General features: G+C 60.0%; 22 protein-coding genes and 1 tRNA gene. 17 read left to right on the forward strand and 6 right to left on the reverse strand.

What is annotated here, in order from left to right; all coding sequences use genetic code 11:
* Window positions 1-9: 9 nt before the first annotated feature.
* The 7 genes from fdxH (at window position 10) to selB (ending at window position 7,201) form a co-directional block, all read left to right on the forward strand.
* A complete protein-coding gene (gene fdxH, locus ACJ8HA_RS15255; protein WP_004934014.1) occupies window positions 10-912 on the forward strand; it encodes a formate dehydrogenase subunit beta in 903 nt (300 codons plus the stop codon).
* Window positions 909-1,544: a formate dehydrogenase cytochrome b556 subunit gene (gene fdoI / locus ACJ8HA_RS15260; protein ID WP_004934017.1), complete on the forward strand. Its 636-nt coding sequence runs from the start codon at window positions 909-911 to the stop codon at window positions 1,542-1,544. Before fdxH ends, fdoI begins: the two co-directional genes overlap by 4 nt.
* Window positions 1,544-2,473 (forward strand): formate dehydrogenase accessory protein FdhE, encoded by a 930-nt coding sequence (gene fdhE / locus ACJ8HA_RS15265; protein WP_025304790.1) that lies wholly within the window; start codon window positions 1,544-1,546, stop codon window positions 2,471-2,473. Before fdoI ends, fdhE begins: the two co-directional genes overlap by 1 nt.
* A 114-nt stretch (window positions 2,474-2,587) precedes the next feature.
* Window positions 2,588-3,238: a DcrB-related protein gene (locus tag ACJ8HA_RS15270; RefSeq protein WP_194572000.1), complete on the forward strand. Its 651-nt coding sequence runs from the start codon at window positions 2,588-2,590 to the stop codon at window positions 3,236-3,238.
* A gap of 40 nt (window positions 3,239-3,278) precedes the next feature.
* Window positions 3,279-3,884: a glutathione S-transferase gene (locus ACJ8HA_RS15275; RefSeq protein ID WP_025304792.1), complete on the forward strand. Its 606-nt coding sequence runs from the start codon at window positions 3,279-3,281 to the stop codon at window positions 3,882-3,884.
* Window positions 3,885-3,953: 69 nt separating this feature from the next.
* Window positions 3,954-5,348, forward strand: a complete 1,395-nt coding sequence (selA, locus tag ACJ8HA_RS15280) for an L-seryl-tRNA(Sec) selenium transferase (protein WP_346412196.1) — start codon at window positions 3,954-3,956, stop codon at window positions 5,346-5,348.
* Window positions 5,345-7,201: a selenocysteine-specific translation elongation factor gene (selB, locus tag ACJ8HA_RS15285; RefSeq protein WP_442515390.1), complete on the forward strand. Its 1,857-nt coding sequence runs from the start codon at window positions 5,345-5,347 to the stop codon at window positions 7,199-7,201. Before selA ends, selB begins: the two co-directional genes overlap by 4 nt.
* Here selB and ACJ8HA_RS15290 read toward each other — a convergent pair.
* Window positions 7,191-8,102 carry a LysR family transcriptional regulator gene (locus tag ACJ8HA_RS15290; protein ID WP_089196388.1) on the reverse strand — a complete coding sequence of 304 codons (912 nt, stop codon included), beginning with the start codon at window positions 8,100-8,102 and terminating at the stop codon, window positions 7,191-7,193. The two genes, selB and ACJ8HA_RS15290, sit on opposite strands and share 11 nt — an antisense overlap.
* Before the next feature lie 121 nt (window positions 8,103-8,223).
* Here ACJ8HA_RS15290 and ACJ8HA_RS15295 point away from each other — a divergent pair, with 121 nt between their 5' ends.
* Window positions 8,224-8,850, forward strand: coding sequence for a LysE family translocator (locus ACJ8HA_RS15295; protein WP_323711965.1), 627 nt, complete (start codon window positions 8,224-8,226; stop codon window positions 8,848-8,850).
* 54 nt (window positions 8,851-8,904) lie between these two features.
* Here ACJ8HA_RS15295 and ACJ8HA_RS15300 read toward each other — a convergent pair whose 3' ends face one another.
* The gene (locus ACJ8HA_RS15300) at window positions 8,905-10,152 is read right to left on the reverse strand and encodes an MFS transporter (protein WP_049204735.1); all 1,248 of its coding nucleotides are present in this window, start codon (window positions 10,150-10,152) and stop codon (window positions 8,905-8,907) included.
* Between the two features lie 217 nt (window positions 10,153-10,369).
* Between ACJ8HA_RS15300 and ACJ8HA_RS15305 the strand changes: the two genes are divergently transcribed.
* Complete coding sequence (locus ACJ8HA_RS15305) at window positions 10,370-11,362, forward strand: acyltransferase (RefSeq protein ID WP_141996941.1); 993 nt, start codon at window positions 10,370-10,372, stop codon at window positions 11,360-11,362.
* On the opposite strand, the gene ACJ8HA_RS15310 is transcribed toward ACJ8HA_RS15305, so the two are convergent.
* From ACJ8HA_RS15310 to ACJ8HA_RS15320, 3 genes are all read right to left on the reverse strand, one after another.
* Window positions 11,357-12,280 carry a GlxA family transcriptional regulator gene (locus ACJ8HA_RS15310; RefSeq protein ID WP_342103497.1) on the reverse strand — a complete coding sequence of 308 codons (924 nt, stop codon included), beginning with the start codon at window positions 12,278-12,280 and terminating at the stop codon, window positions 11,357-11,359. The genes ACJ8HA_RS15305 and ACJ8HA_RS15310 overlap by 6 nt on opposite strands.
* Before the next feature lie 2 nt (window positions 12,281-12,282).
* Entirely contained in the window at window positions 12,283-12,834 is a 552-nt protein-coding gene (locus ACJ8HA_RS15315; protein WP_043140796.1) for an isochorismatase family protein, read from the reverse strand.
* Between the two features lie 100 nt (window positions 12,835-12,934).
* The gene (locus ACJ8HA_RS15320) at window positions 12,935-14,323 is read right to left on the reverse strand and encodes an amidohydrolase family protein (protein ID WP_442515391.1); all 1,389 of its coding nucleotides are present in this window, start codon (window positions 14,321-14,323) and stop codon (window positions 12,935-12,937) included.
* A gap of 207 nt (window positions 14,324-14,530) precedes the next feature.
* On the opposite strand from ACJ8HA_RS15320, the gene ACJ8HA_RS15325 reads away from it, so the two are divergent.
* Window positions 14,531-15,151, forward strand: coding sequence for a nucleotidyltransferase domain-containing protein (locus tag ACJ8HA_RS15325; protein WP_149570662.1), 621 nt, complete (start codon window positions 14,531-14,533; stop codon window positions 15,149-15,151).
* Window positions 15,102-15,542 carry a DNA-binding protein gene (locus ACJ8HA_RS15330; RefSeq protein ID WP_142591312.1) on the forward strand — a complete coding sequence of 147 codons (441 nt, stop codon included), beginning with the start codon at window positions 15,102-15,104 and terminating at the stop codon, window positions 15,540-15,542. Before ACJ8HA_RS15325 ends, ACJ8HA_RS15330 begins: the two co-directional genes overlap by 50 nt.
* A gap of 6 nt (window positions 15,543-15,548) precedes the next feature.
* Here the strand turns inward: ACJ8HA_RS15330 and ACJ8HA_RS15335 are convergent, their stop codons facing one another.
* Window positions 15,549-16,403, reverse strand: coding sequence for a LysR family transcriptional regulator (locus tag ACJ8HA_RS15335; RefSeq protein WP_033639068.1), 855 nt, complete (start codon window positions 16,401-16,403; stop codon window positions 15,549-15,551).
* A 126-nt stretch (window positions 16,404-16,529) separates the two neighbouring features.
* Between ACJ8HA_RS15335 and ACJ8HA_RS15340 the strand changes: the two genes are divergently transcribed.
* The 6 genes from ACJ8HA_RS15340 (at window position 16,530) to ACJ8HA_RS15365 (ending at window position 23,622) form a co-directional block, all read left to right on the forward strand.
* The gene (locus ACJ8HA_RS15340; protein WP_164099871.1) at window positions 16,530-17,729 is read left to right on the forward strand and encodes a cyanate transporter; all 1,200 of its coding nucleotides are present in this window, start codon (window positions 16,530-16,532) and stop codon (window positions 17,727-17,729) included.
* Window positions 17,730-17,804: 75 nt separating this feature from the next.
* A complete protein-coding gene (locus ACJ8HA_RS15345) occupies window positions 17,805-19,148 on the forward strand; it encodes an esterase-like activity of phytase family protein (RefSeq protein WP_025304806.1) in 1,344 nt (447 codons plus the stop codon).
* 98 nt (window positions 19,149-19,246) lie between these two features.
* Window positions 19,247-19,341, forward strand: a tRNA-Sec gene (locus ACJ8HA_RS15350).
* 305 nt (window positions 19,342-19,646) lie between these two features.
* Window positions 19,647-21,203: a type I restriction-modification system subunit M gene (locus ACJ8HA_RS15355; RefSeq protein WP_216474550.1), complete on the forward strand. Its 1,557-nt coding sequence runs from the start codon at window positions 19,647-19,649 to the stop codon at window positions 21,201-21,203.
* On the forward strand, window positions 21,200-22,411 hold the full coding sequence (locus ACJ8HA_RS15360; RefSeq protein ID WP_216474549.1) for a restriction endonuclease subunit S: 1,212 nt from the start codon (window positions 21,200-21,202) through the stop codon (window positions 22,409-22,411). The genes ACJ8HA_RS15355 and ACJ8HA_RS15360 overlap by 4 nt, the downstream gene beginning before the upstream one ends.
* A gap of 2 nt (window positions 22,412-22,413) precedes the next feature.
* A complete protein-coding gene (locus tag ACJ8HA_RS15365) occupies window positions 22,414-23,622 on the forward strand; it encodes an AAA family ATPase (RefSeq protein ID WP_216474547.1) in 1,209 nt (402 codons plus the stop codon).
* Window positions 23,623-23,632: the final 10 nt, after the last annotated feature.

Below are 23,632 nucleotides of genomic sequence, written 5' to 3' on the forward strand. Positions count from 1 at the left end.
AGACGAATCATGGCCATGCAATCTCAAGACATCATTCGTAAATCCGCCACCAATGGTTTCACGCCGGCGCCGCGCGCCCGTGACCACCAGGAAGAAGTGGCCAAACTGATCGATGTCACCACCTGTATCGGCTGCAAGGCCTGTCAGGTGGCCTGTTCCGAATGGAACGACATCCGCGACGAAGTGGGGCACAACGTCGGGGTGTACGATAACCCCGCCGATCTGACCGCCAAGTCGTGGACGGTGATGCGCTTCTCCGAGGTGGAGGAAAACGGCAAGCTGGAATGGCTGATCCGCAAGGATGGCTGCATGCACTGCGCCGATCCGGGCTGCCTGAAGGCCTGCCCGTCGGAAGGCGCGATCATTCAGTACGCCAACGGCATCGTCGACTTCCAATCCGAGCACTGCATCGGCTGCGGCTACTGCATCGCCGGCTGCCCGTTCGACGTGCCGCGCATGAACAAGGACGACAACCGGGTGTACAAGTGCACCCTGTGCGTCGACCGCGTGGACGTCGGCCAGGAACCGGCCTGCGTGAAAACCTGCCCGACCGGCGCCATTCACTTCGGTACCAAGGAAGCGATGAAGCAGGTGGCGGCGGATCGCGTCAGCGAGCTGAACACCCGCGGCTACCAGAACGCCGGTCTGTACGATCCGGCAGGGGTGGGCGGCACGCACGTGATGTACGTGTTGCACCACGCCGACAAACCGCAGCTGTACCACGGTTTGCCGGACAACCCGAGCATCAGCCCGGCGGTGACCTTCTGGAAGGGCGTGTGGAAACCCCTGGCGGCCATCGGTTTTGCCGCCACCTTCGCGGCCAGCGTGTTCCACTATGTCGGCGTCGGGCCTAACCGCGTCGAGGATGAGGACGAGCACGACGAGTCGCACGACGAGGAGACGCGCAAATGAGAAAGGAAAAGCCCATTCAGCGTTACAGCGCACCGGAGCGCATCAACCACTGGATCGTGGCGTTTTGCTTCGTGTTCGCCGCCATCAGCGGGCTGGGGTTCTTCTTCCCCTCCTTCAACTGGCTGATGAACATCTTCGGGACGCCGCAGCTGGCGCGCATTCTGCACCCGTTTGTCGGGGTGATCATGTTTGCCGCGTTCCTGCTGATGTTCCTGCGCTACTGGAAGCATAACCTGATCAACCGGGAAGATATCGTCTGGGCCAAGAACATCCACAAAATCGCCATGAACGAGGAAGTGGGTGACACTGGGCGCTATAATTTCGGCCAGAAGTGCGTGTTCTGGGCGGCGATTATCAGCCTGGTGCTGCTGCTGGCCAGTGGCGTGGTGATCTGGCGGCCGTATTTTGCGCCGTCGTTCTCCATCCCGCTGATCCGCATCGCGCTGCTGGTGCATTCGCTGGCCGCGGTCGGCCTTATCATCGTGATTATGGTGCACATTTACGCCGCATTGTGGGTAAAAGGCACCATTACCGCGATGGTGGAAGGCTGGGTGCCGGCGGCCTGGGCCAAGAAACATCATCCGCGCTGGTACCGTGAGGTCCGCGAGAAACGACAGGAAGATAAACCCTGATGAGTATCCGCATCGTTCCTAAAGAGCAGTTAGGGGCACAGCGTGAGAAGTCCACAACGGCGGAGAACATCCCGCCGTTACTTTTCGCCAACCTGAAAAGCCTGTACAGCCGCCGCGCCGATCGTCTGCGTCAGCTGGCGGTCGACAATCCGCTGGGCGACTACCTGAACTTCGCCGCTGAGCTGGCACAGGCGCAGCAGCATGCGCTGCACGATAACCCGCTGGCGCTCGATCTGAGCGAAGCGCTGGCGCAGGGCGCCGCCAGCGGCAAACCGCCGCTCGATCTGAGCGTGTTCCCGCGCAGCGAGCACTGGCGCAAGCTGCTGACGTCGCTGATCGCCGAGCTGCGCCCGCAGGCGCCGGAACATATCCTGGCGGTGCTGGACAACCTGGAGAAAGCCTCGGCGCACGAGCTGGAGCTGATGGCCGACGCCTTGCTCAACCGCGAGTTTGGCAAGGTGGGCAGCGAGAAGGCGCCGTTCCTCTGGGCCGCGCTGTCGCTCTATTGGGCGCAGATGGCCAGCCTGATCCCCGGCAAGGCGCGCGCCGAATACGGCGAGCAGCGCCAGTTCTGCCCGGTGTGCGGCAGCATCCCGGTCTCCAGCATGGTGCACATCGGCACCGTCAACGGCCTGCGCTACCTGCACTGCAACCTGTGCGAAAGCGAATGGCACGTGGTGCGGGTGAAGTGCAGCAACTGCGAGCAGACCCGCGATCTCAACTACTGGTCGCTGGACAGCGAGCAGGCGGCGGTGAAGGCGGAGAGCTGCGGCGACTGCGGCACTTACCTGAAGATCCTCTATCAGGAAAAAGACCCGCAGGTCGAAGCGGTGGCCGACGATCTGGCTTCGCTGGTGCTTGACGCCCGCATGGAAGAGGAAGGCTTCGGCCGCAGCAGCATCAATCCGTTCCTGTTCCCGGCGGAGTAATCGCCCGGCCCCGTTCGCGCGGGGCCGGACCAGCAATTTCAGAACGGGCTTCTGGCATTCGCCCGGTCGAGTTGCTACGTTTAGGCCATGACGCGCCAAGCGAAAGGAACCATGATGTTAAACACCCTGGCAAAACTGACCGCGGTCGCCGTGCTGGCGATGGGGCTGGCGGCCTGCGACAACAAAGACGACACCAAACCGGCGGTGCCGCCACCGGACACCAAGCCGACCGTGACGCAGCCCGCGCCACCGCCGCCGCCTGCGCCGGTAGAAACCCCACCCGCGCCGCCGGGGCTGAACGTGTCGCTGCAGAAGGGCAAAATCACTTTCGAGCTGCCGCCGGGCTTTAGCGATCAGACGCTGAACAGCGGCATCATCAACGACAGCACCTCCACCATTCAGCGCTTCCTCGACGGCAAGTCGCGCCAGAGCGCGGTTTCGTCCGAGGTGATCCCGCCGGACGACATGAAGCTCAACACCAGCGACAAAATGCTGAAAGAGCTGGCGCAGAGCGCCATCACGGTGCTGGCCGAACGCTATCAGAATATCCAGACCACCAAAGAAGAGAACTTCACCGTCGGCAAACAGAAGTTTCGCCGGGTGGATACCGAGCAGACCGTCAACGGGCAAAAAGTGGTGTCCACGCTGGTGCTGACGGTGTTCAACAAGCGGGTGGTGACGCTGCAAATGCTGTCGCCGGCCAAAACGCCGGAAGTGCATCAGGCGCTGGTGCAGCGGATTATCGATACTCTGGCGGTGAAGTAAGGGCATTGCGCCGCGGCCAGGACGAAGCGGAGGAGACCGGATGAAGCTTATCGGCAGTTACACCAGCCCCTTTGTGCGCAAGATTTCCGTGATGCTGCTGGAGAAGGGGATCGCGTTTGAATTCGTCAACGATCCGCCGTATGAGCCCGGCAGCCGGGTGAAGGAGCTGAACCCGCTCGGCAAAGTACCGGTGCTGATCGCTGATGATGGCGAGGTGTTTTACGACTCGCCGATCGTGGCCGAATACCTCGAACTGCTGACGGTGGAGCCGGCGTTTTTGCCGGCCGATCGCGCCACCGCGCTGCGCGTCCGCCGGGTGGCGGCACTGGCGGACGGCGTGACTGAAGCGGCGGCGACGCTGTTCCGCGAAAGCCGGCGCGCGCCGGAAAAGCAGGACGAAAACTGGATGCTGCGCCAGCGTGACAAGCTGACGCAGGGCCTGGACGCATTGGAGGCGCTGGCGCAGGAAAAAACGTGGCTCAATGCCGAGCGGCTGACGCTGGCGGATATCGCCACCGGCTGCGCGTTGGGCTACCTCAATTTCCGCCACATTCTGCCCAACTGGTGCGTCCAACGTCCGGCGCTGGTCAAGCTGGCCGAACGCCTGTTCGCCCGCGAAAGTTTCGCCCGCACGGCACCGCCCTGAACGTTCTTTTCTCCCCGCCGCGGCGGGGTTTTGCTATGCCGATACGTCTAAATTGAAAACCGAGCGACCATGAGCACTGAATCCCACCTTCTTTACAGTCAACTGCCCGCCATCGACCGTCTGCTGCGTGAACCCGCGATTGAACCGCTGGTGGCTCAGCATGGCCAGACGCTGATCGGCGAACTGTTGCGCCGGCTGCAGGCCCAGGCGCGTGACGCTATCAAGCAACAGCAACGTTTACCGGCCTGGTGCGGCGACTGGCCGCAGGCGCTGCGGGCGGAGCTGGCCCGGCAGCAACGCCCGGCTTTGCTGCCGGTGTTCAACCTCAGCGGCACCGTGCTGCACACCAACCTCGGGCGCGCCCTGCTGGCGCAGCCGGTGAAGGACGCGGTCAGCGCGGTGATGGGAGAGGCGGTGACGCTGGAGTACGATCTGGACGGCGCCGGGCGCGGTCATCGCGATCGGGCTGTGGCGGATCTGCTGTGCCGGCTGACGGGCGCGGAAGACGCCTGCATCGTCAATAACAACGCGGCGGCGGTATTGCTGATGTTGGCGGCGATCGCCCCCGGCAAAGAGGTAGTGGTGTCGCGCGGCGAGCTGGTGGAAATCGGCGGCGCGTTTCGCATTCCCGACGTGATGCGTCAGGCCGGCTGCCAATTGGTGGAAGTCGGCACCACCAACCGCACCCATCTGAAAGATTACCGCCAGGCCATCAGCGAGCAGACTGGCCTGTTGATGAAAGTGCACACCAGCAACTACAGCATTCAGGGCTTTACCGCGGCGGTCGACGAGGCTGAACTGGCGCAGCTCGGGGCCGAACAGGGCGTGCCGACCGCCACCGATCTGGGCAGCGGCTCACTGATCGATATGGCGCAGTACGGCCTGCCCGCCGAACCGATGCCGCAGCGGCTGCTGGCCGCCGGCGTCGATCTGGTGACGTTCTCCGGCGATAAGCTGCTGGGTGGCCCGCAGGCCGGCATCATCGTCGGCAAGAAGGCGCTGATCGCGCGCCTGCAGCAGCACCCGCTCAAGCGCGCGCTGCGCGTCGGCAAGCTGACGCTGGCGGCCCTGGAGGCCACGTTGCGGCTCTATCTGCAACCGGAAAAACTGGCAGAGCAGCTGCCGACGCTGCGGCTGCTGACCCGCCCGCAGCAGGAGATGCAACAGGCGGCCGAGCGGCTGCTGGCGGCGCTGAGACCACGGTTCACCGCCGATTTCGACCTGCGCGCCGAACCGTGCTGGTCGCAGATTGGCAGCGGTTCGCTGCCGGTGGATCGCCTGCCCAGCTATGCGCTGACCTTCACGCCGCGCGACGGCCGCGGCGCCACGCTGGAAGCGTTGGCTGAGCGCTGGCGCCGCCTGCCGCAGCCGGTGATCGGCCGCCTCGGCGACGGCCGGCTGTGGCTGGATCTGCGCTGTCTGGAACATGAAGGGGCGCTGATCGACGCGTTGAGCGCATCATGATCATCGCCACCGCCGGCCATGTCGATCATGGCAAAACCACCCTGCTGCAGGCGATCTCCGGGATCAATGCGGATCGCCTGCCGGAAGAGAAGCGCCGCGGCATGACCATCGATCTGGGCTACGCCTACTGGCCGCAGCCGGACGGCCGGGTACTGGGCTTTATCGACGTGCCCGGCCACGAGAAATTCCTCGCCAATATGCTGGCGGGCGTCGGCGGCATTGACCATGCGCTACTGGTGGTGGCCTGCGATGATGGCGTGATGGCGCAGACCCGCGAGCATCTGGCGATCCTGCGCCTGAGCGGGCGCCCGGCGCTGACGGTGGCGCTGACCAAGGCCGATCGGGTGGACGCGGCGCGTGTCGACGAGGTGCGCAGTCAGGTGCGCGACGAGCTGGCACGCCAGGGCTGGCCCGATGCGCCGCTGTTTGTCACCGCGGCGGCGGCGGGAGAGGGCATCGAGGCGCTGCGCGCGCATTTGCTGACGTTGTCGCCCGGCGAGCACGCGCTGATGCGCCGTTTTCGCCTGGCGGTAGACCGTGCGTTCAGCGTCAAAGGGGCGGGGCTGGTGGTGACCGGCACCGCGCTCGGCGGCCGGGTGAAGGTGGGGGATTCGCTGTGGCTGACTGGCGCCGACGCGCCGGTGCGGGTGCGCGGCCTGCATGCCCAGAATCAAACCGTGGAACAGGCGCAGGCCGGGCAACGCATCGCGCTTAACATCAGCGGCGATGTCGATAAAGAGCGGATCGCGCGCGGTGATTGGCTGCTGGCGCAGCGTCCGCCCGAAGCGGCGGAACGCATTCTGGTGGCGCTGGAGACGGATCGGCCGATCCGCCATTGGCAGCCGCTGCATCTGCACCATGCCGCCAGCCACATCACCGGGCGCATTTCGCTGCTGAACGACGGACTGGCGGAACTGATCCTCGATCGCCCGCTGTGGCTGGCGGAAAACGATCGGCTGGTGCTGCGCGATATCGGCGCGCGGCAAACGCTGGGCGCGGCCCGGGTGCTCAGGCTGAATGCGCCCAAGCGCGGCAAGCGTCAGCCGGACTATCTGGCATGGCTGCAGGCCTTGGCGCAGGCGCAAGACGACGTGCGGGCGCTGGCGCTTGAGTTGCCGCAGGGCGCGCTGTCTCTGGCGGCGTTCGCCTGGGCGCGTCAGTTGACCGACGACGGCCTGGCGGCACTGCTGGCGAACCGCGATCTGCTGATCGTCGGTGACCGGGCTCTGGCGCAGGATCAGGTGCAGCAGGCGGAAAGCCGCCTGCTGCAGGTGCTGGCGGAGTATCACCAACAGCACGCCGATCAGCTGGGCTTAGGACGCGCCCGCCTGCGGCGCATGGCGCTGCCTCAGCAGCAGGAAGCGCTGGTGTTTATGATGATCGATCGGCTGCTGAAGGCCGGCGTGCTGCGCAATACGCGCGGCTGGCTGCACTTGCCGGAACACGGCCTGGCGTTCAGCGCCGACGAGGCGCCGCTGTGGGCGCGCATCGAGCCGCTGTTCGGCGACGAGCCGTGGTGGGTGCGCGATCTGGCGAGTGAGCTGGGCGAAGAGGAGAGCCGGGTGCGCGCGCTGCTGCGCAAGGCGGCTCAGCTGGGTCATGTGACGGCGGTGGTGGTGGATCGCTACTACCTCAGCCGGCGCATCGATCAGTTCGCGGCGCTGATCCGCGAGCTGGATGCGGAGCGCGGGGGCGCCAACGCCGCCGACTTCCGCGATCGGCTCGGCGTCGGCCGCAAGCTGGCGATCCAGGTGCTGGAGTTCTTCGATCGCAGCGGCTTTACCCGCCGCAAGGGCAACGAGCATCTGCTGCGCGACGGCGGGCTGTTCGGTAGCGAGTCCCCTACCCGATAAACCTGACGGCGGCCCGGCTGACGTCGGGCGTTTGGGCGGTGAGAAACGCCTGTAAACGTTCGATCAGCGGCCGTTTTGCCGATTCTTCCGGCCAAACCAGATAGTAACCGTCGCCGGTACGTACGGCGACGTCACAAGGCAGCGCCAATAACCCCTCCTCAATCGTCCGCAGGCTCAGCGCCAGATCGCCGATCGAGACGCCGTGCCCGGCGATGGCCGCCGCGTTGCCCTGTTCCAGTGAATCAAATACCTGGCCGCGTGTGAGATCGATCGGGGCTGCGATGCCGCTTTTTTGCAGCCAGCGTCGCCAGTCGCGCCGATCGGGCGAAGGATGGATCAGCGGGCAGGTGGCGAGATCGCGCTGCGCGTCGGCGAGCAGCGCGGGGGCGCAAATTGGGATCAGCCATTCGTCGAACAGCTTGGCGGCGGCGGTATTGGCGCCGAAATGGCCGTTGCCGAGCAGGATGGCGCAGTCGTAGGGTTCGCTGAAAAAATCCACGCTGTCGATGTCCATCCAGACGCTGGCTGCCTGCACCTCGAACGCCTGCGCCGTTTGCCGGAATCGGCTCAGGCAGTCCAGCAGCCAGCGTAGGGTCAGGGTGGAGGGCGCCTTCATCCGCAGCAGATCGCGGTGGCTTCTGAACAGCTCGCAGGCTTGTTCGATGCGGCCAAACCCTTGCTGCAGCTCGGCGGCGAAGATTTTTCCCTGCGGGGTGACCTCGATGCGTGGGCCGTTGCGCTGGAACAGCCGACAGCCGAAGTGCTGCTCCAGCGTTTTGATGTGCTTGCTGACGGCGCTGGGGGTGAGATGCAGCTCGTCGGCGGCCAGCGTGAACGAGCCGGTGCGGGCGGCGCTCTCGAAGGCGCGCAGAGCGTAAAGCGGCGGAAGGGAACTGGCCATCGCGGCGTCTCTAAGAATGAGTCTGGCTCACAGTAAACGACAGGATTACTCCTTTTTCAAGGCGGGGGCTACGGCATCATAATGATCCGACGCCAACCGCCTGAATGTGAGTGAAATAAAGATGAACCTGTCGTTGCTGGCGGCGTATTTCGCCGCCATTTTCTTGCTGATCGCCACGCCAGGGCCGGTGGTGATGATGGTCGCCAACACCGCGGCGCGCTTTGGCGCCCGGCGCGCGCTGTTGACCGCGCTGGGAAGCAATGGGGCCTCTTTGTTGCTGATCGGTATTGCCGCGCTGGTTGTCACCGGGCTGTTCGCGGTGGATATGCGCTTGCTGCAGTGGATAGGCCTGCTGGGCTGCCTGTTTATCGGCCGCATGGCGATCGCCTCGCTGTATGAGGATTTATCCGCACGAACCCCCGATGCGCAGCCCGTTGCACCGTCGCAAAAACGCTCGGCGATCGCAAACGGTTTTCTGGTAGGCATCGCCAATCCCAAGGACATCATCTTCTTCGTTGCCTTTTTTCCGCAGTTTATCGCCGTCACCCCTTCGGTCGGCGCCAGCCTGACGCTGCTGACCGCGCTGTGGGTGCTGGCGGATTTCGCCATCTTGCTGGCCTATATCACCCTGCTGTCGGGAAAGGCGCTGCAGCGCGCGCGGCGGGCGATCTCTGTCCTGTCGGCGTTGCTGCTGTTGGGGGTGGCGGTAGTGGGAGCGGGGTATGCGCTGTGGGGGCTGCTCGGCTGAGGCCGCATAAAAAAACGCCGGTCGGGAAACCGGACCGGCGTTTTATCGTCGCGTTTACACCGCGCCGGTCGGCTGCGGTGTGGGGTCGCCGTTGCGGCGTTTGCCGAGGAACAGCGCCACCAGCGTCAGCCAGCACAGGCCGCTGATGAGGTTGAACAGGTTGAACAGCCCGCTGCCGCCCCAGACGTAGGCGACCTTGGCCAGCTCGATGCCGACGGTGAATACCATCATGCTCAGCATGCCCATGGTGGCGGACACGGTGCCTTTGCTGACGTTGCTGGAGAACAGCGTCAGGCGGTACAGCCCGGCGTTGGCGAGGCCGATGCCGAAAGCGTACAGGCTCAGGCCGGCGGTCATCCACAGGTAGGCGTGGCTGGAGAACTGGGTTGCCAGCGCGGCGATCAGCAGCCCCAGCAGCATCGGGCCTGCGCCCAGCTTGATCAGGCGCTCCACGCTGTTTTTGCCGGTCAGGCGCGCCAGCGTCAGGTTACCGAGGATCAGCGCGCCGAACACCGGGATCTGCAGCAGGCCGTAGTCCAGCGTCGACAGCGACTCACCGCTGATCAGGATCACCGGCGACTGGGCGATCCAGGCCAGCAGCGGCAGGCTGGCGAAACCGATCGCCAGGGCGCCGCACAGGAAGCGGCGGTTGCCCAACACCTGGCGGTAGTCGCGCCATAGGTTGGCGGCGGAAAACGCCTCGCCCTGCAGCGTGGCGGTTTCCGGCATGGCTTTCCACAGGCCGTAGAAGGCGATGGCCGCCAGCGCCGCAAACAGCACGAACATGCTCTGCCACGGCGCGACGTGGATCAGCGCCGCGCCGGCCAGCGGCCCGAGCAGCGGGGCGATCAGCGCCACGTTGGCCATCAGGGCGGTGATTTTGATGCACACCGATTCTTCAAACGACTCCTGGATGGTGGCGTAGCCGACCGCGCCGATAAAGCACAGGCCGATGCCCTGCAGGAAACGCATGGCGATGAACTGCTCGATGGTGGTGACCAGCAGGATCGCCAGGCAGGAGACGATAAAGAACGCCACCCCGGCCAGCATCACTGGGCGACGGCCGCGGCGATCCGACAGCGGCCCGAGCAGCCACTGCAGGAAGATGCCGCCGGCCAGATAGGCGGTCATCGAGGTCGGTACCCACTCTTCGCCGGCGTTGAAATCCGCCACGACGGCCAGCATGCCCGGCTGAATCATATCGTTGCCGATATAGGTGGCGAACTCGAACAGCACCAGACAAAGAGGGAATAAAAGCGCCTGCCGGCCCAAACGTGCCGCAGGTGGTAATGTCGTTTTCATATTATTGTACTGATAGTAAAAGAGAAAAAGGAACTGCCAGGGCGGGAAGCGCAAACTGAGCGAGTTATGGCGGCTATTTTGCCGCCAATTGTTCACCTTCGCAATCATAAGGTGTTGTTTAAGTGCATTCTGATATTTCGCTTTTGGGTTGTCGCCGAACGCCGTGCCCGATAACCTCTTCTTAACATATCAATATGACACAAGATCGGGCGAGCGTTTGAGCGAGAAAATCGGCTGGATAGACAACCTGCGGGCGATGGCGTGCATGATGGTGGTGATGATCCACGCCACCACCTATTACGTCACCAACGGCGCGGCAATAGGGCTGCACAACTGGGATATCGCCAACGTGCTGAACTCGCTGTCGCGCGTATCGGTGCCGCTGTTCTTTATGATTTCCGGCTACCTGTTCTTCGGCGAAAAGAGCGCCGGCCGCCGGCATTTCACCCGCATCATCTGCTGCATTCTGTTCTACAGCGCCATCGCGCTGATCTATATCGCGGCCTTTACCAAGATCGGTTTCTGGCCATCGCTGCGCGGCATGTTGCAAAAGCCGGTGTTCTATCATCTGTGGTTTTTCTACGCCATCGCGGTGATTTACCTGCTGTCGCCGCTGATCAGCGTCAAACCGGTGTCGCGCTACGCCCTGGCCGCCGCGCTGGTGGTGTTGGCGGTGATCGCCAACCCGAATACCGACAAGCTGACCTTCGGCAACGCGCACCTGCTGCCGGTTAACCTGTATATCTACGGCGATACCTTCTACTACCTGCTGTATGCGCTGGCCGGGCGGGCGATTGGCATGATGGAGGCGCGCGGGCGCGCCGTGGGCTGGCTGGCGGCATTGGGATTTGCGCTGTGCGTGGCGCTGATCGCTCGCGGCACCAAACACCAATTGTTCATCAACGGCAACTTCGCCGATACCTACTACATCTACAGCGGCCCGCTGGTATTTATGGCGGCGGTGGCGCTGCTGGTGTGGGTGAAACACTGTTTGCCGCAGCCGATCGGCTGGCTGAGCGCGTTCTCCCGCCATTCGCTGGCGATCTACGGTTTTCACGCCCTGATCGTCAACGTGATGCGCAGCCGGCACCTGGACTTCACCGGCCACCCGCTGCTGGATATCTTCTGGGTGTTCGGCGTGGCGCTGGGGCTCAGCCTGCTGCTGTCTGTCGGCCTGCAGCGGCTGGATACCCGCCGGCTGGTGTCATAGCGGCGAGTGCTGGCGCTGCTGGGCGCGGCGCAGCTGCCGCCCGGAAGAAAAACCGGCCGCCAGCGCGGCCTTCTCCAACCCATACCCTTGTTGCAGGCGCTGTTGCGCCACCGCCAAACGTAGCTGCTCATGATATTCCCGTACGCTGATGCCGACATGGCTGCGAAACAGCCGCGCCAAATGGCGGCTGCTGACGTGCGCCTTCTCCGCCACCTGCAGCACCGACCAGTCGGCTTCCGGCTCGGCGGCCATCACGTCCTGCGCGCGGTGCACCGCCGGGTGCAGGTGGTTGCGGTAACGCAGCCAGGGCGACAGCTGCGGATCGTCGCCGGCGCGGCGGAAATAGACCACCATGTCGCGTGCGACGTCACGCGCCCGGCCGGAGCCGCAGTGGCGGTGGACCAGGTGCAGCGCCAAATCGATGCCGGTGGTGATGCCCGCGCTGGTGTAGACGCCGCGATCTTCGACGAAGATGCGGTTCTCTTTCACCTGCGCCGCCGGCGCCTGCCGGCGGATACGCTCGATAACGTCGTGGTGGGTGGTGCACTGATAGCCGTCGAGCAGCCCGGCCTGCGCCGCCAGCAGCGCGCCGGAACAGATGCACACCAGGGTGATGCGCTGCCGCTGCAGATCGGGCCGCAGCGTCGCCAGCCAGCGGCGCGCCTGCCCGGCCTCTTCCCCGGCGAAATAGCGCTGCGAATCGCCGACGCCCGGCAGCACCAGGATGGCACCGTCTTCCAGGCGCTCGGGCAACGGCTGCAGGCCGCTCAGCGTCATGCCGATGGAGCAGACGATCTGCGGCGCCGGGCTGAGGTAACGCAGGCTGAATTGCCCGGCGAGGCGCAGGGTTTCCGCCGGGCCGCTGACGTCCAGCGACAGTACGTTGGGCAACAGCAGAAAATAGACGGCCTGCGACATGATTACTCCTGTGCGAGTTGCGCCAGCGCCTCATCCACGCTGGCGATGCGGGCGAAACGATCGACCAGTACGGTTTCAGTATGCCGCTTCAACTGCGCGGGGGTAAAGACTTCACCGTCGGGATGGCGCATCGGGAAGGTTAACGTCGCCTCGGTGACGAAAGTCACCCGATAACCGAGATCGGACGCCACCCGGGAGGTGGTTTCGCAGCACTGCTCGGTGCGGATGCCGGAGACGATCAGGTGGTTGATATCCCGCTCGCGCAGCCAGGCGTCGAGGCCGGATTCGGTCAGCGCATTGTGCACATGCTTGTGTACGGTGATATCCGCCTGGTGGGTGAGGAACGGCAGGCGCTGCACATGGCCCGAAGCCAGAGAGAACGGCCCCTGCGGCGAAACGTGCAGCACGTCGACCAGCGCTGCGCCGTGTCGTTGGCAGCCTGCGATCAGGCGCGTCAGCGCCTGTTGAAACGCCGGCAGATCGTCCTCCTGCCAGAATGGACGGTGCTGGAATGATTGCTGGACATCGATGATCAATAACGCGCTTTGTGACATTTTCGGCCCTCCATCAGTGTGTGTAGCGACCATCTTGCGCCGCGCCTTACTCTGGCAGAAGGCCAAAAACGGCCATCATGATGACAACAGCGGACCGACCTTAGGCTTTGCTTACCTGACCGGCGACCAGGCGCCCCTGATGGAAGGTGGCGCTGCGCGCCGGCAGACGGGCGACCGCCTCGGCGGAACAGCTGACGTTGACCAATACGAACTCGGCGGCATCGCCGGCTTTCGGCCAGGCGCGTTGCCCCTTATCGTCCAGCGGCAGCACGCCACCGGTGGAGATGGCCATGGCACGCGACAGGTGATACTCGTCGGAACCGCGGTACAGCTGGGCGTACAGATTGGCCTTCTCCAGGATGTCGCCGGTGCCGAAAGGCGACCAGTGGTCGATCACGCTGTCGGTGCCGGTCATCACGAACACCCCTTTCTCACTGAGCTGCGGCAGCGGCATCATCAGGCCGCCGATCGGCACCGTGGAGGCGATGGCGATCTGCTGCGCCGCCAGCCGGGTGGCGGTTTCCGCCAGTTCGCCCGGCGTCAGCGTGGTCAGGGCGAAAGCGTGGCTGATGGTGACCTTGCCGCGCAGCGCCGGGTTTTTCTCCACGGTGGCGATCATGTAGTTAATGGCGGCGACCCCAGCCGGGCTGGTTTCATGCAGGTGGATATCCACGCCTTTGCCGGTATCGAGGGCGATCTGGAACATGGCGTCGAGCGATTTCTCCATCGCACCGTCGACGTTGGTCGGATCCAGCCCGCCGACGTACTGCACGCCCATCTGCATCGCTTCGCGCATCAGCGCGTCGACCTTGGAGTGCAACAGACCGTGCTGCGGGAAGGCGACGATTTCACAGCTAAAATCCGCCCGGTGGTTTTCCAGCGCGCGCTGCAGGTGCTCCAGGCTTTTCAGGCCACTGACCGGATCGATATTGCAATGGCTGCGCGCCACGGTGCTGCCTTTGGACTGCAGCAAGGCGATCAGGTTTTCCGCCCGTTGCTGCGAGGTGGGCAGCAGTTTCGGGATCAGCGTCTGCTCCAGCGCGATCATGTCCATGATGGTTTTGCCCTGGCGCGGGCGCGGCGCCTGCCACGGGCCGCTGTAGAAGGTTTTGTCCAGGTGGATGTGCATATCGCGAAATGCCGGCAGCAGCAGCCGGCCCTGCGCCTTATAGCGGGGCACGCCGGCCGGCAACGCGGCGTTGGCGGCGTGAATGGCGGCGATCTTGCCGTCTTTGATCTCCAGGGTGTACAGCGCGGTGCGGGTGCCGATCACCGTTTCGCCGTCGTATTCAAAGCCGTCTTCCAGCCGCACCTCACTCAGGCAGTAGTGACGATCGGTCAGGGTCATCGGCGTTGGCGCACACGGCTCGCCGCCAGGCGAAGCGGCCTGCGCCATGCCGCCGGTCAGGCCGATCACCGCGCAGGCGGTGGTGAGTTTGCCGGTTTGGCTGAGGAAGGCTCTGCGGCCCGGTTGCTGAGGATTTTCCACGTTCGGTTCCTTAATCCAGAGGTGAGGGAGTGAAAATATCCCCCAATTTAGGAGAGGAACCGACCGGTTGGCAGCGACATTTGCCACTGGTGACTATTCGATTTGGTAATGATCGGCGTCTGCCGGCGGAATGGTGCTCTTGGCTTGCTCTTTCGTAGCTTTAATGGCTACATTTGTAGTCATTAAAGCTACATTGAGGTCAGCGTGATGCACGATCCGATGCTCGAATTACTGTTCAGCGAATACCGTAGAAAAGTGCTAAGCCTGCTGTTTATTGAAGCCGGGCAGGCGTTTCATGTGCGAGAAATTGCGCGGCGCACCGCAACTCAGGCCGGGACTTTACATAAAGAGTTGAGCCGGCTGGCTGAAGGCGGCATCTTGCTCAGGAAGCGGCAGGGCAACCAAATTTGCTATCAGGCTAACGCCGATTGCCTGATTTTTCCCGAGCTGGCGGCGATTTTCCGCAAGACCTGCGGCCCGGCTGCGCGCTTACGGCAGGTGCTGGCAGGATTTGGGGAGGACATTGAACGGGCTTTCATCTTTGGTTCCGTCGCCAGTGGCAAAGCGACGGCGGCCAGTGATATCGATGTTCTGATCGTCGGTAAACTGTCTTTTGCGGATGTAATTCAGGCGGTTTATCCGCTGCAGGCAACGCTGGGTCGGGAAATTAACCCCAAACTGTACTCGCCGGAAGAGTGGCGAGCGGTTTTGGCCGAGAACTCCGCGTTTATTCAGGACATTATGCAGAAACCCCAACTCTGGATTGCGGGAGACAAGGATGACGCTGGACAATCTGGTCGGGCTGGGACTGGAGGTGATAACGCCTGACGCGGGGGCGATTAAAAACTTGCTGGCCGCCGCCGCTCGCAACCGACGCGATGCGGGTATCACTCAGCTCAGCAATGAGAGCCGTTTCGACACGGCATATAAAGCGGTCATGCAAATGGCGAATGCCGCTTTGCAAGCCAAAGGATACCGCACGCTGACCAGCAGGCCTGGCCATCACCAGACCATGATCCAAACGTTGCCGCTCACTGTAGGGTTGCCGCGCGAGGCAATGATCTGCCTGGATGCATTGCGAAAACAGCGCAACGTGGCGGATTATTCCGGCGACTTGGTGACGGACGCGGCGGTACAAGCTTGCCTTGAGCAGACAGAAGCGCTGTGGGTACGGATTATCGACTGGCTGCAGCGCGAATATCCGCAGATAGTGGCGTAAGCGGTCTCATTTCAACCCGCAAAACACCGTTAGCCGCTGGGCCAGCGCCAGCGTGGCGGCAGGGGCGCCGTCGCGGTAGTAGAGCGCCAGTTCGAAGCTGTCTATCGGCGGCAATCCTTCGGCTCCGCCCAGCACCCGGTGCGTGGGCAGACGGCAGCCGGCCGGCAGCAGGGTGACGCCCAGCCCGGCGGCCGAAGCGGCGGTCAGCGCCGCCAGGCTGGCGCTGCTGTAGCCGATGCGCCAGCGTTTGCCGAGGTTGTCGAGCGCCTGGCACAGCTCGTCGCGGTACAGGCCGTTCAGTGGAAATACTGCCAGCGGCACCGGCGATTGCTCGATGGCCGGGAAGGCCAGGCTGTCCAGCCACAGCAGCGGTTCCGGCCGCGCGGCGCGCGGCGGTTGCCGGCGGCGCTGCTTCACCAGGATCAGATCCAGCTCTTCACGCGCGTAGGCGCTGTGCAGATCGGCGCTCAGGCCGCTGGCGACGTCCAGCCGCAGGTGCGGGTGCTCACGGCTGAAGTCGGCCAGCAGCTCGGTGGTGGGCACGGCGAAATCCTCCGGCATGCCGATCCGCAGCACGCCGTCGCGCCAGATGCCGGTCAGCGCGTCGTGGGCTTCTTCATTTAGCGCGATAATGCGGCGCGCGTAGCTCAACAGCTTGACGCCTTCTTCGGTCAGCAGCACCTGATGCGAGGAGCGCTCAAACAGCGGCTTGCCCAGCATCTCTTCCAGCCGGCGCACCTGCTGGCTGACGGTGGACTGCGACAAAAACACCCGCTCTGCGGCGCGGGTGAAGCTGTTGCTGTCGCACACGGCGACGAAGCTGAGCAGCAGCTGCGGATTGAACATCGGGTAACGATTCATTTTCCCACTGTTGGCTATTTTATTATTTAATTTCCCAATACTAGCGGCGTTGCCTACAGTAACGCAACGCTGCGGCGATCGCGCTGTGACGCCGCACTCTTCATTTCGCAGTACCAGGAATATGCCGTGTTAAATCATTCTGTTAATTCACCTTCCCCGCGCCGCTGGCTCAATCCTCTGCTGCTGGCGCTGGTGTTGATCGGCCTGAACATGCGGCCGCTGTTGACTTCGATCGGCCCGTTGCTGCCGACGTTGCGCCAGGCCACCGGGCTGAGTTTTGGCGGCGCGGCGCTGTTGACCACGCTGCCGGTGCTGATGATGGGGCTGATGGCGCTGGCGGGCGGCACCATCAATCGGCTGTTCAGCGAACGCAGCGCCGTGACGTTGAGCCTGCTGGCGATCGGGCTGGGCGCGCTTTGGCGCGAACTGGCCCCCGGCAGCGTGCAACTGCTGATGAGCGCGGTGCTGGGCGGGCTCGGTATCGGGGTGATCCAGGCGGTGATGCCCGGCATCATCAAGCATCACTTCCTTAAAAGCATGGCGCTGGTGGCCGGGCTGTGGTCGGCGGCGCTGATGGGCGGCGGCGGGTTGGGGGCGGCGATCACCCCGTGGCTGATGAGCGTAGGGCACGACTGGCACAGCGCGCTGGCCTGGTGGGCGTTGCCGGCCCTGGTGGCGCTAGTGGCCTGGTGGCCGGTCAGCCGTGGGCTGTCTCGTCTGGGCGCGGCGGGAGAACACCGCGGGCCAGGCCTGCTGCGCAACCGGCGCGCCTGGCTGCTCGGCGCCTATTTCGGCCTGATCAACGGCGGCTATACCAGCCTGATCGCCTGGCTGCCGCCGTATTACATGCAGCTCGGCTGGCAGCCGCAGGCCAGCGGTTCGCTGCTGGCGTTGATGACCTTTGGCCAGGTGGTGGGGGCGCTGCTGCTGCCGGCGCTGGCGCGCAATCATGACCGGCGGCCGCTGCTGTTGCTGGCGCTGATGATGCAGCTGATCGGCTTTATCGGCCTGATTTATCTGCCGCAGACGTTGCCGTGGCTGTGGGTGTTGCTTTCCGGGCTGGGGCTGGGCGGCGCGTTCCCGCTGTGCCTGGTGCTGGCGCTCGATCACCTGCACCAGCCGGCGGCGGCCGGGCGACTGGTGGCCTTCATGCAGGGCGTCGGCTTCCTGCTGGCGGGCGTCACGCCTTACCTTTCCGGCCTGCTGCGCGATTACAGCGGCGGCTTCGTGCTGGACTGGCAGATCCACGCGCTGCTGGTGGTGGTGCTGATCGCCATCACCTGGCGCTTCCATCCGCACAGCTACCGGCGGGCGTTCGCCGAATAATATTTCTGTCATTGCCGCTCCCTATAGTGACGTTGCTTTTACTTCTGGGCGATAACAACGAAAAGGGACAATGACATGCACAACACCAAAACCCGGTTGGCGCTGCTGGTCGGCTGCATGGCGCTGAGCGCCAACCTGTGGGCCGACGCGCAGCCGGTGCAAGCGACGCTGGCCGGGCATGCGCTGCTGCCGGTGAAATCCGCCGTTTCCACGCCGAAGGACGCGCCGAGCGATCTGCAGCAGAGCGGCAAATACACCAGCGGCAAACGCGTCACCGAGCTGGGCAGCGTGGCGGGCAAATCCGCCGATCGCCTGACCGGCCTCGGCCTGCCGATCGACGGCCAGCCGTTGCAGGGCCACTCCGGCATCAAACACATGCCCGACGGCACCTACTGGGTGCTAACCGACAACGGCTTCGGCAGCAAGGCCAACTCCCCGGACGCCATGCTGTACCTCAACCACTACAAGATCGATTTCAAAGACGGCACGGTCGCGCCGCTGAAGACGGTGTTCCTGCACGATCCGGATAAAAAGGTGCCGTTTCACATCATCAACGAAAGCACCGAGAAACGTTATCTGACCGGCAGTGATTTCGATCCTGAAAGCTTCCAGTTTGCCGATGATGCCTTGTGGATCGGTGAAGAGTTCGGGCCTTACCTGATCAAGGCCGACCTGAACGGCAAGGTGCTGGCAGTGTTCGACACCCAGGTAGACGGCAAGGTGGTGAAATCGCCGGACAACCCGACGCTGACCCTGCCGGGCGCGCCGGACGGCAAGCAGAACTTCCAGGTGGCGCGCTCCAAAGGCTTTGAAGGCATGGCCGCCTCGCCGGACGGCAGCAAGCTGTACCCGCTGCTGGAAGGGGCGCTGTGGGACGGCGAACAGTTCGAGAACGTCGGCGGCAAACGCTACCTGCGGGTGCTGGAGTTCGACGTCAAACAGCAGGCCTGGACCGGCCGCAGCTGGCAGTACGTACTGGAAGACAACCAGAACGCCATCGGCGACTTCAACATGATCGACGCCACCCACGGGCTGGTGATCGAGCGCGACAACGGCGAAGGCACGCCGGATAAAGCCTGCGCCGCCGGCGCGCCAACCGACAACTGCTTCAGCCAGGTGGCCAAGTTCAAACGAGTGTATAAAATCGCTTTCTCGGACGCCAACGTCGGCAAACCGGTCGAAAAACTGGGCTATATCGACCTGATGAACATTCAGGATCCGAACAAGCTGGCGCGCAAGCCGCTGAACGACGGCGTGCTGACCTTCCCGTTCTTCACCATCGAGAACGTGGACGTGGTGGACGCCAACCACATCATCGTCGGTAACGACAACAACTTCCCGTTCTCCTCCAGCCGCCAACCCAATATGGCGGATGACAACGAGTTCATCCTGCTGGACGTGAAGGATTTCCTGAAGTAGCGCTCCCCGGCCGCCGAATCGCCGGCGGCCGCCATTTCCCGCTTAGCGCAGCGAACAAACTGCGCTATAATCAGCGCCTTGCTTCTTCTCTTCTCCAAGGAAGATCCTCGTCCCCGGTGGGGCGGCCGGACTTCAAATCCGGTTGGGGCCGCCAGCGGTCCTGGGCAGGTTCGACTCCTGTGATCTTCCGCCAAAGCTTGCTGGGTACCATAGTCTTTTAAAAACGATCTCTGGCTGGTATAGCTAGATATCCGATACCATCTCACCCAAATGATAAGCAAATGTAAGATGCGAATCGCCGACATAACCTGAGAAACAGTTTAAGCCATGGTTCGCTGGCCTTGCTCTACAAAGAGATGGCCTAGAAATTAAATCTGGAGGCTATTGAGAAATTCTGCCTTACTATTTCGAATAGCAGGCTTGAACTCAATCAAGGCGAACCAAACTTGAGCAAGAGACTCAGGCATCAATTGAAAGATTTTCAACAGGAACAACAGCATGACAAGTATTCAACAACGTGCCGCGCTACAGCGCCGGATCTGGGCCATTGCCAACAAAGTACGTGGCGCTGTTGATGGTTGGGACTTCAAGCAGTATGTCTTGGGAGCCCTGTTTTATCGCTTTATCAGTGAGAATTTTACCAGCTATATTGAAGCAGGTGATGACAGCATCAACTACGCAGAGCTGCCGGATAGTGTTATTACTCAAGAGATCAAAGAGGATGCTATCAAGACCAAGGGCTACTTTATTCGCCCCAGCGATCTCTTCGTTAACGTGGTCAAAAATGCCAGCGACAATGAGAGTCTGAATACCGATCTTGCCCATATCTTTACCGACATTGAAGCTTCGGCCAGCGGTTATCCTTCAGAACGTGATATCAAGGGGCTGTTTGCTGATTTCGATACCACCAGTAACCGCTTGGGTAACACGGTAAAAGACAAAAATGCCCGCTTGGCCGAGGTGCTTAAAGGCGTAGCCGGGCTGGATTTTGGTGACTTTGCCGCGAGCCATATCGATTTGTTCGGCGATGCCTACGAGTTTCTAATCTCCAACTATGCCGCCAACGCCGGTAAATCCGGCGGTGAATTCTTCACCCCACAGCATGTTTCCAAACTGATCGCGCAGCTTGCTATGCACGGGCAAACCAGCGTCAACAAGATTTATGACCCGGCCTGTGGCTCCGGCTCACTGTTGTTGCAAGCTAAAAAGCACTTTGATGCGCACATTATTGAAGAGGGTTTTTTTGGGCAAGAGATCAACCACACCACCTACAACCTGGCGCGGATGAACATGTTCTTGCACAACATCAACTACGACAAGTTTAACATTCAGCTGGGCAACACCCTGACGGAGCCGCATTTTGGTGACGATAAACCTTTTGATGCCATCGTCTCTAACCCGCCTTATTCGGTTAAGTGGATAGGTTCAGACGACCCAACGTTGATCAACGACGACCGCTTTGCGCCCGCGGGCGTGCTGGCTCCTAAATCCAAGGCCGACTTTGCCTTTGTACTGCATGCCCTTAGCTACCTATCCAGTAAAGGCCGCGCCGCCATCGTCTGCTTCCCTGGTATCTTTTATCGCGGGGGCACCGAGCAAAAGATTCGCCAATACCTAGTGGACAACAACTATGTGGAGACGGTGATTTCCCTCGCTCCTAACCTGTTCTATGGCACCACCATTGCGGTGAATATTCTGGTGCTGGCGAAAAACAAGAAAGAGACGACCACCCAGTTTATTGACGCCAGTAAATTGTTTAAAAAAGAAACCAATAACAACGTGCTACTGGACATGCATATCGAACAGATCATGCAAATATTTGATTGCAAGGCAGAGGTTGATCATTTTGCCAAATCGGTGAGCTTTGAAGATATTAAGGCTAATGATTACAATCTGTCGGTGAGTAGCTATGTCGAAGTCAAGGACAACCGTGAAGTAGTAGATATCACTACGCTTAATACCGAACTGAAAATCACCGTCGCTAAAATCGATCAACTGCGGACGAAGATCGATGCGATTGTGGCGGAGATTGAAGGTGAGGAGCAGGGAGTATGAGTAGCGTGAGTTTTATGGAAAAACTGCTGGATGGCGTTGAGGTTGAGTGGAAAACTCTGGGAGAACTTGGTGAGCTAGTTCGTGGCAATGGATTACAAAAAAAAGACTTTACTGAAAACGGCGTGCCCGCAATTCACTATGGGCAAATTTATACCTATTATGGTTTATCTACGACAGAAACTAAATCTTTTGTTTCACCAGAATTAGCCAAGAAATTGAGAAAGGTTAATAAAGGTGATGTTGTAATCACTAACACAAGTGAGAATCTTGAGGACGTAGGTAAGGCTCTATTTTACTTGGGCGAGCAACAAGCGGTAACTGGTGGGCATGCTACAGTTTTTAAACCAAGTAGAATTATCTTGGGAAAGTATTTTACTTATTTCACGCAAACAATAGAATTTGCCAATGAAAAAAGAAAATACGCCAAAGGTTCAAAGGTTATTGATGTTTCTGCAACTGATATGGCTAAAATAAAAATACCTATCCCTTGCCCTAAAGAGCTAAAAAGATCTCTGGAAATTCAGGCTAAAATTGTTCGCGTTCTGGACACCTTTACCGAGCTTACCATCGAGCTTACCATCGAGCTTAATATCCGAAAAAAACAATACAACTATTACCGCGATCTGTTGTTAAACTTTAAAGAAGACGAGGCTGAGTGGAAGGCGTTAGGGGAAATCGCAGAGATAAATACCGGACAAAAGCTGCCTGAAGTACTTGAGCGTGTAACAGTTTTTGATTATATCAACGCAGGGACAGCGAGATCTGGATATGCCGCAAGTAGCAATTGTGAAGGCGATACAGTTACCACCCCATCACGAGGGCAAGGTGGGATTGGTTTTGTTGGATACCAAAAAAGACCATTTTGGCTAGGGCCATTATGCTACAAAATTAGAGCAGTAGATAAGGAAGTTTTAATCAATAAATATCTTTTCTATTTTCTTCAATCAAAAAAAGAACTTTTATTGGGTTTAAAAAAAGAGGGTGGCGTGCCAGCAGTTAACAAGTCAGATTTGTCTAAGTTGGAGATCCCACTTCCCACAATTAATAAGCAAAAGCAGATCGTTGCTGTTCTGGATGAGTTCGATTCACTGGCCAATTCCACAGTCGATGGCTTACCCCGTGAAATCGAGCTGCGCCAAAAACAATACGCGTATTATCGTGATTTGCTGTTCAGCTTTCCAAAATCGAACTCGGAGGTAGCGAACTGATTATGAGCAAAACGCTAACGGAAATAGCACAGCAGTTAATAGGCGCTAATAAAAAGGTGCAGTTGATCTATGCCTTTAATGGTACGGGAAAAACGCGCCTGTCGCGTGAGTTCAAGCAGTTGGTCGCTCCCAAGAATGGAAATGCCGATAACGATGAAGAAGCTGAGCTTTCGCGCAATAAAATTCTTTATTACAACGCCTTTACCGAAGACCTATTCTATTGGGATAATGATTTAGAAGATGATATTAAACCCAAGCTGAAAATCCAATCAAACTCTTTTACTGACTGGGTTCTTAACGAGCAAGGGCAAGATCAGAATGTCATCGCTAACTTCCAGCGTTACACCAATGATAAGCTCACGCCTCGATTTAATGAAGAATATAAAATCAAAGGTAAGGATGATAACGAGGTAACCGTTAAGGCATTTTCAGAGGTAACTTTTTCCGTTGAACGTGGTGATGATGAGCACTCAGGTAATCTTAAAATATCAAAAGGTGAAGAAAGTAATTTTATCTGGAGTATGTTTTATACGCTTGTTGACCTCGTCGTTGAGACATTAGGTGAGGTCAACCCTGACTATCCGGAACCCACACCGTTCGATGGTCTTGAGTATATTTTTATTGACGATCCTGTAAGTTCACTTGATGAAAATCATTTAATTGAGCTGGCCGTCGACTTGGCAGAACTCATTAGAAATAATAAATCAGATGTAAAGTTTATCATCTCAACCCATAATCCGCTCTTTTATAATGTCTTGCAAAATGAGCTTGGTAGCGATGAAAAAAAGACAGGCTACAAAGCCAAGTGTTTCAAAAAATATCGCCTTACCAGAAATGATGATGGTCTTGCAGAACTCGTAGAGCAACCAGATGACTCGTCTTTCTCATACCATCTGCATCTTAAGGCTGAATTAAAAAAAGCGATAGACAGCAATAAGTTAAGCAAGTATCACTTCAATTATCTGCGTAACATTTTGGAAAAAACCACCATTTTTCTGGGATACAAACGGTGGGGGGACTTGCTGCCGCAGTCGGATAGTGGGGATTCCAATCCTTATGAGGCAAGAGTAATGAACTTGCGTAGTCATTCAAAGTACGCAGGTGAAGAGGTAAGTGAGTTAACGGAGGATGAAAAACGAGTTTTAAAACGACTGGTTAGGCACCTTGATAAAATATATTATCCTGACCTAAAAGACGTTCAAGAAGGCTAAGGGAATAAAA

Source organism: Serratia sp. CY33802 (genome assembly GCF_052169095.1).
In the GTDB taxonomy this organism is placed as follows: domain Bacteria; phylum Pseudomonadota; class Gammaproteobacteria; order Enterobacterales; family Enterobacteriaceae; genus Serratia; species Serratia bockelmannii.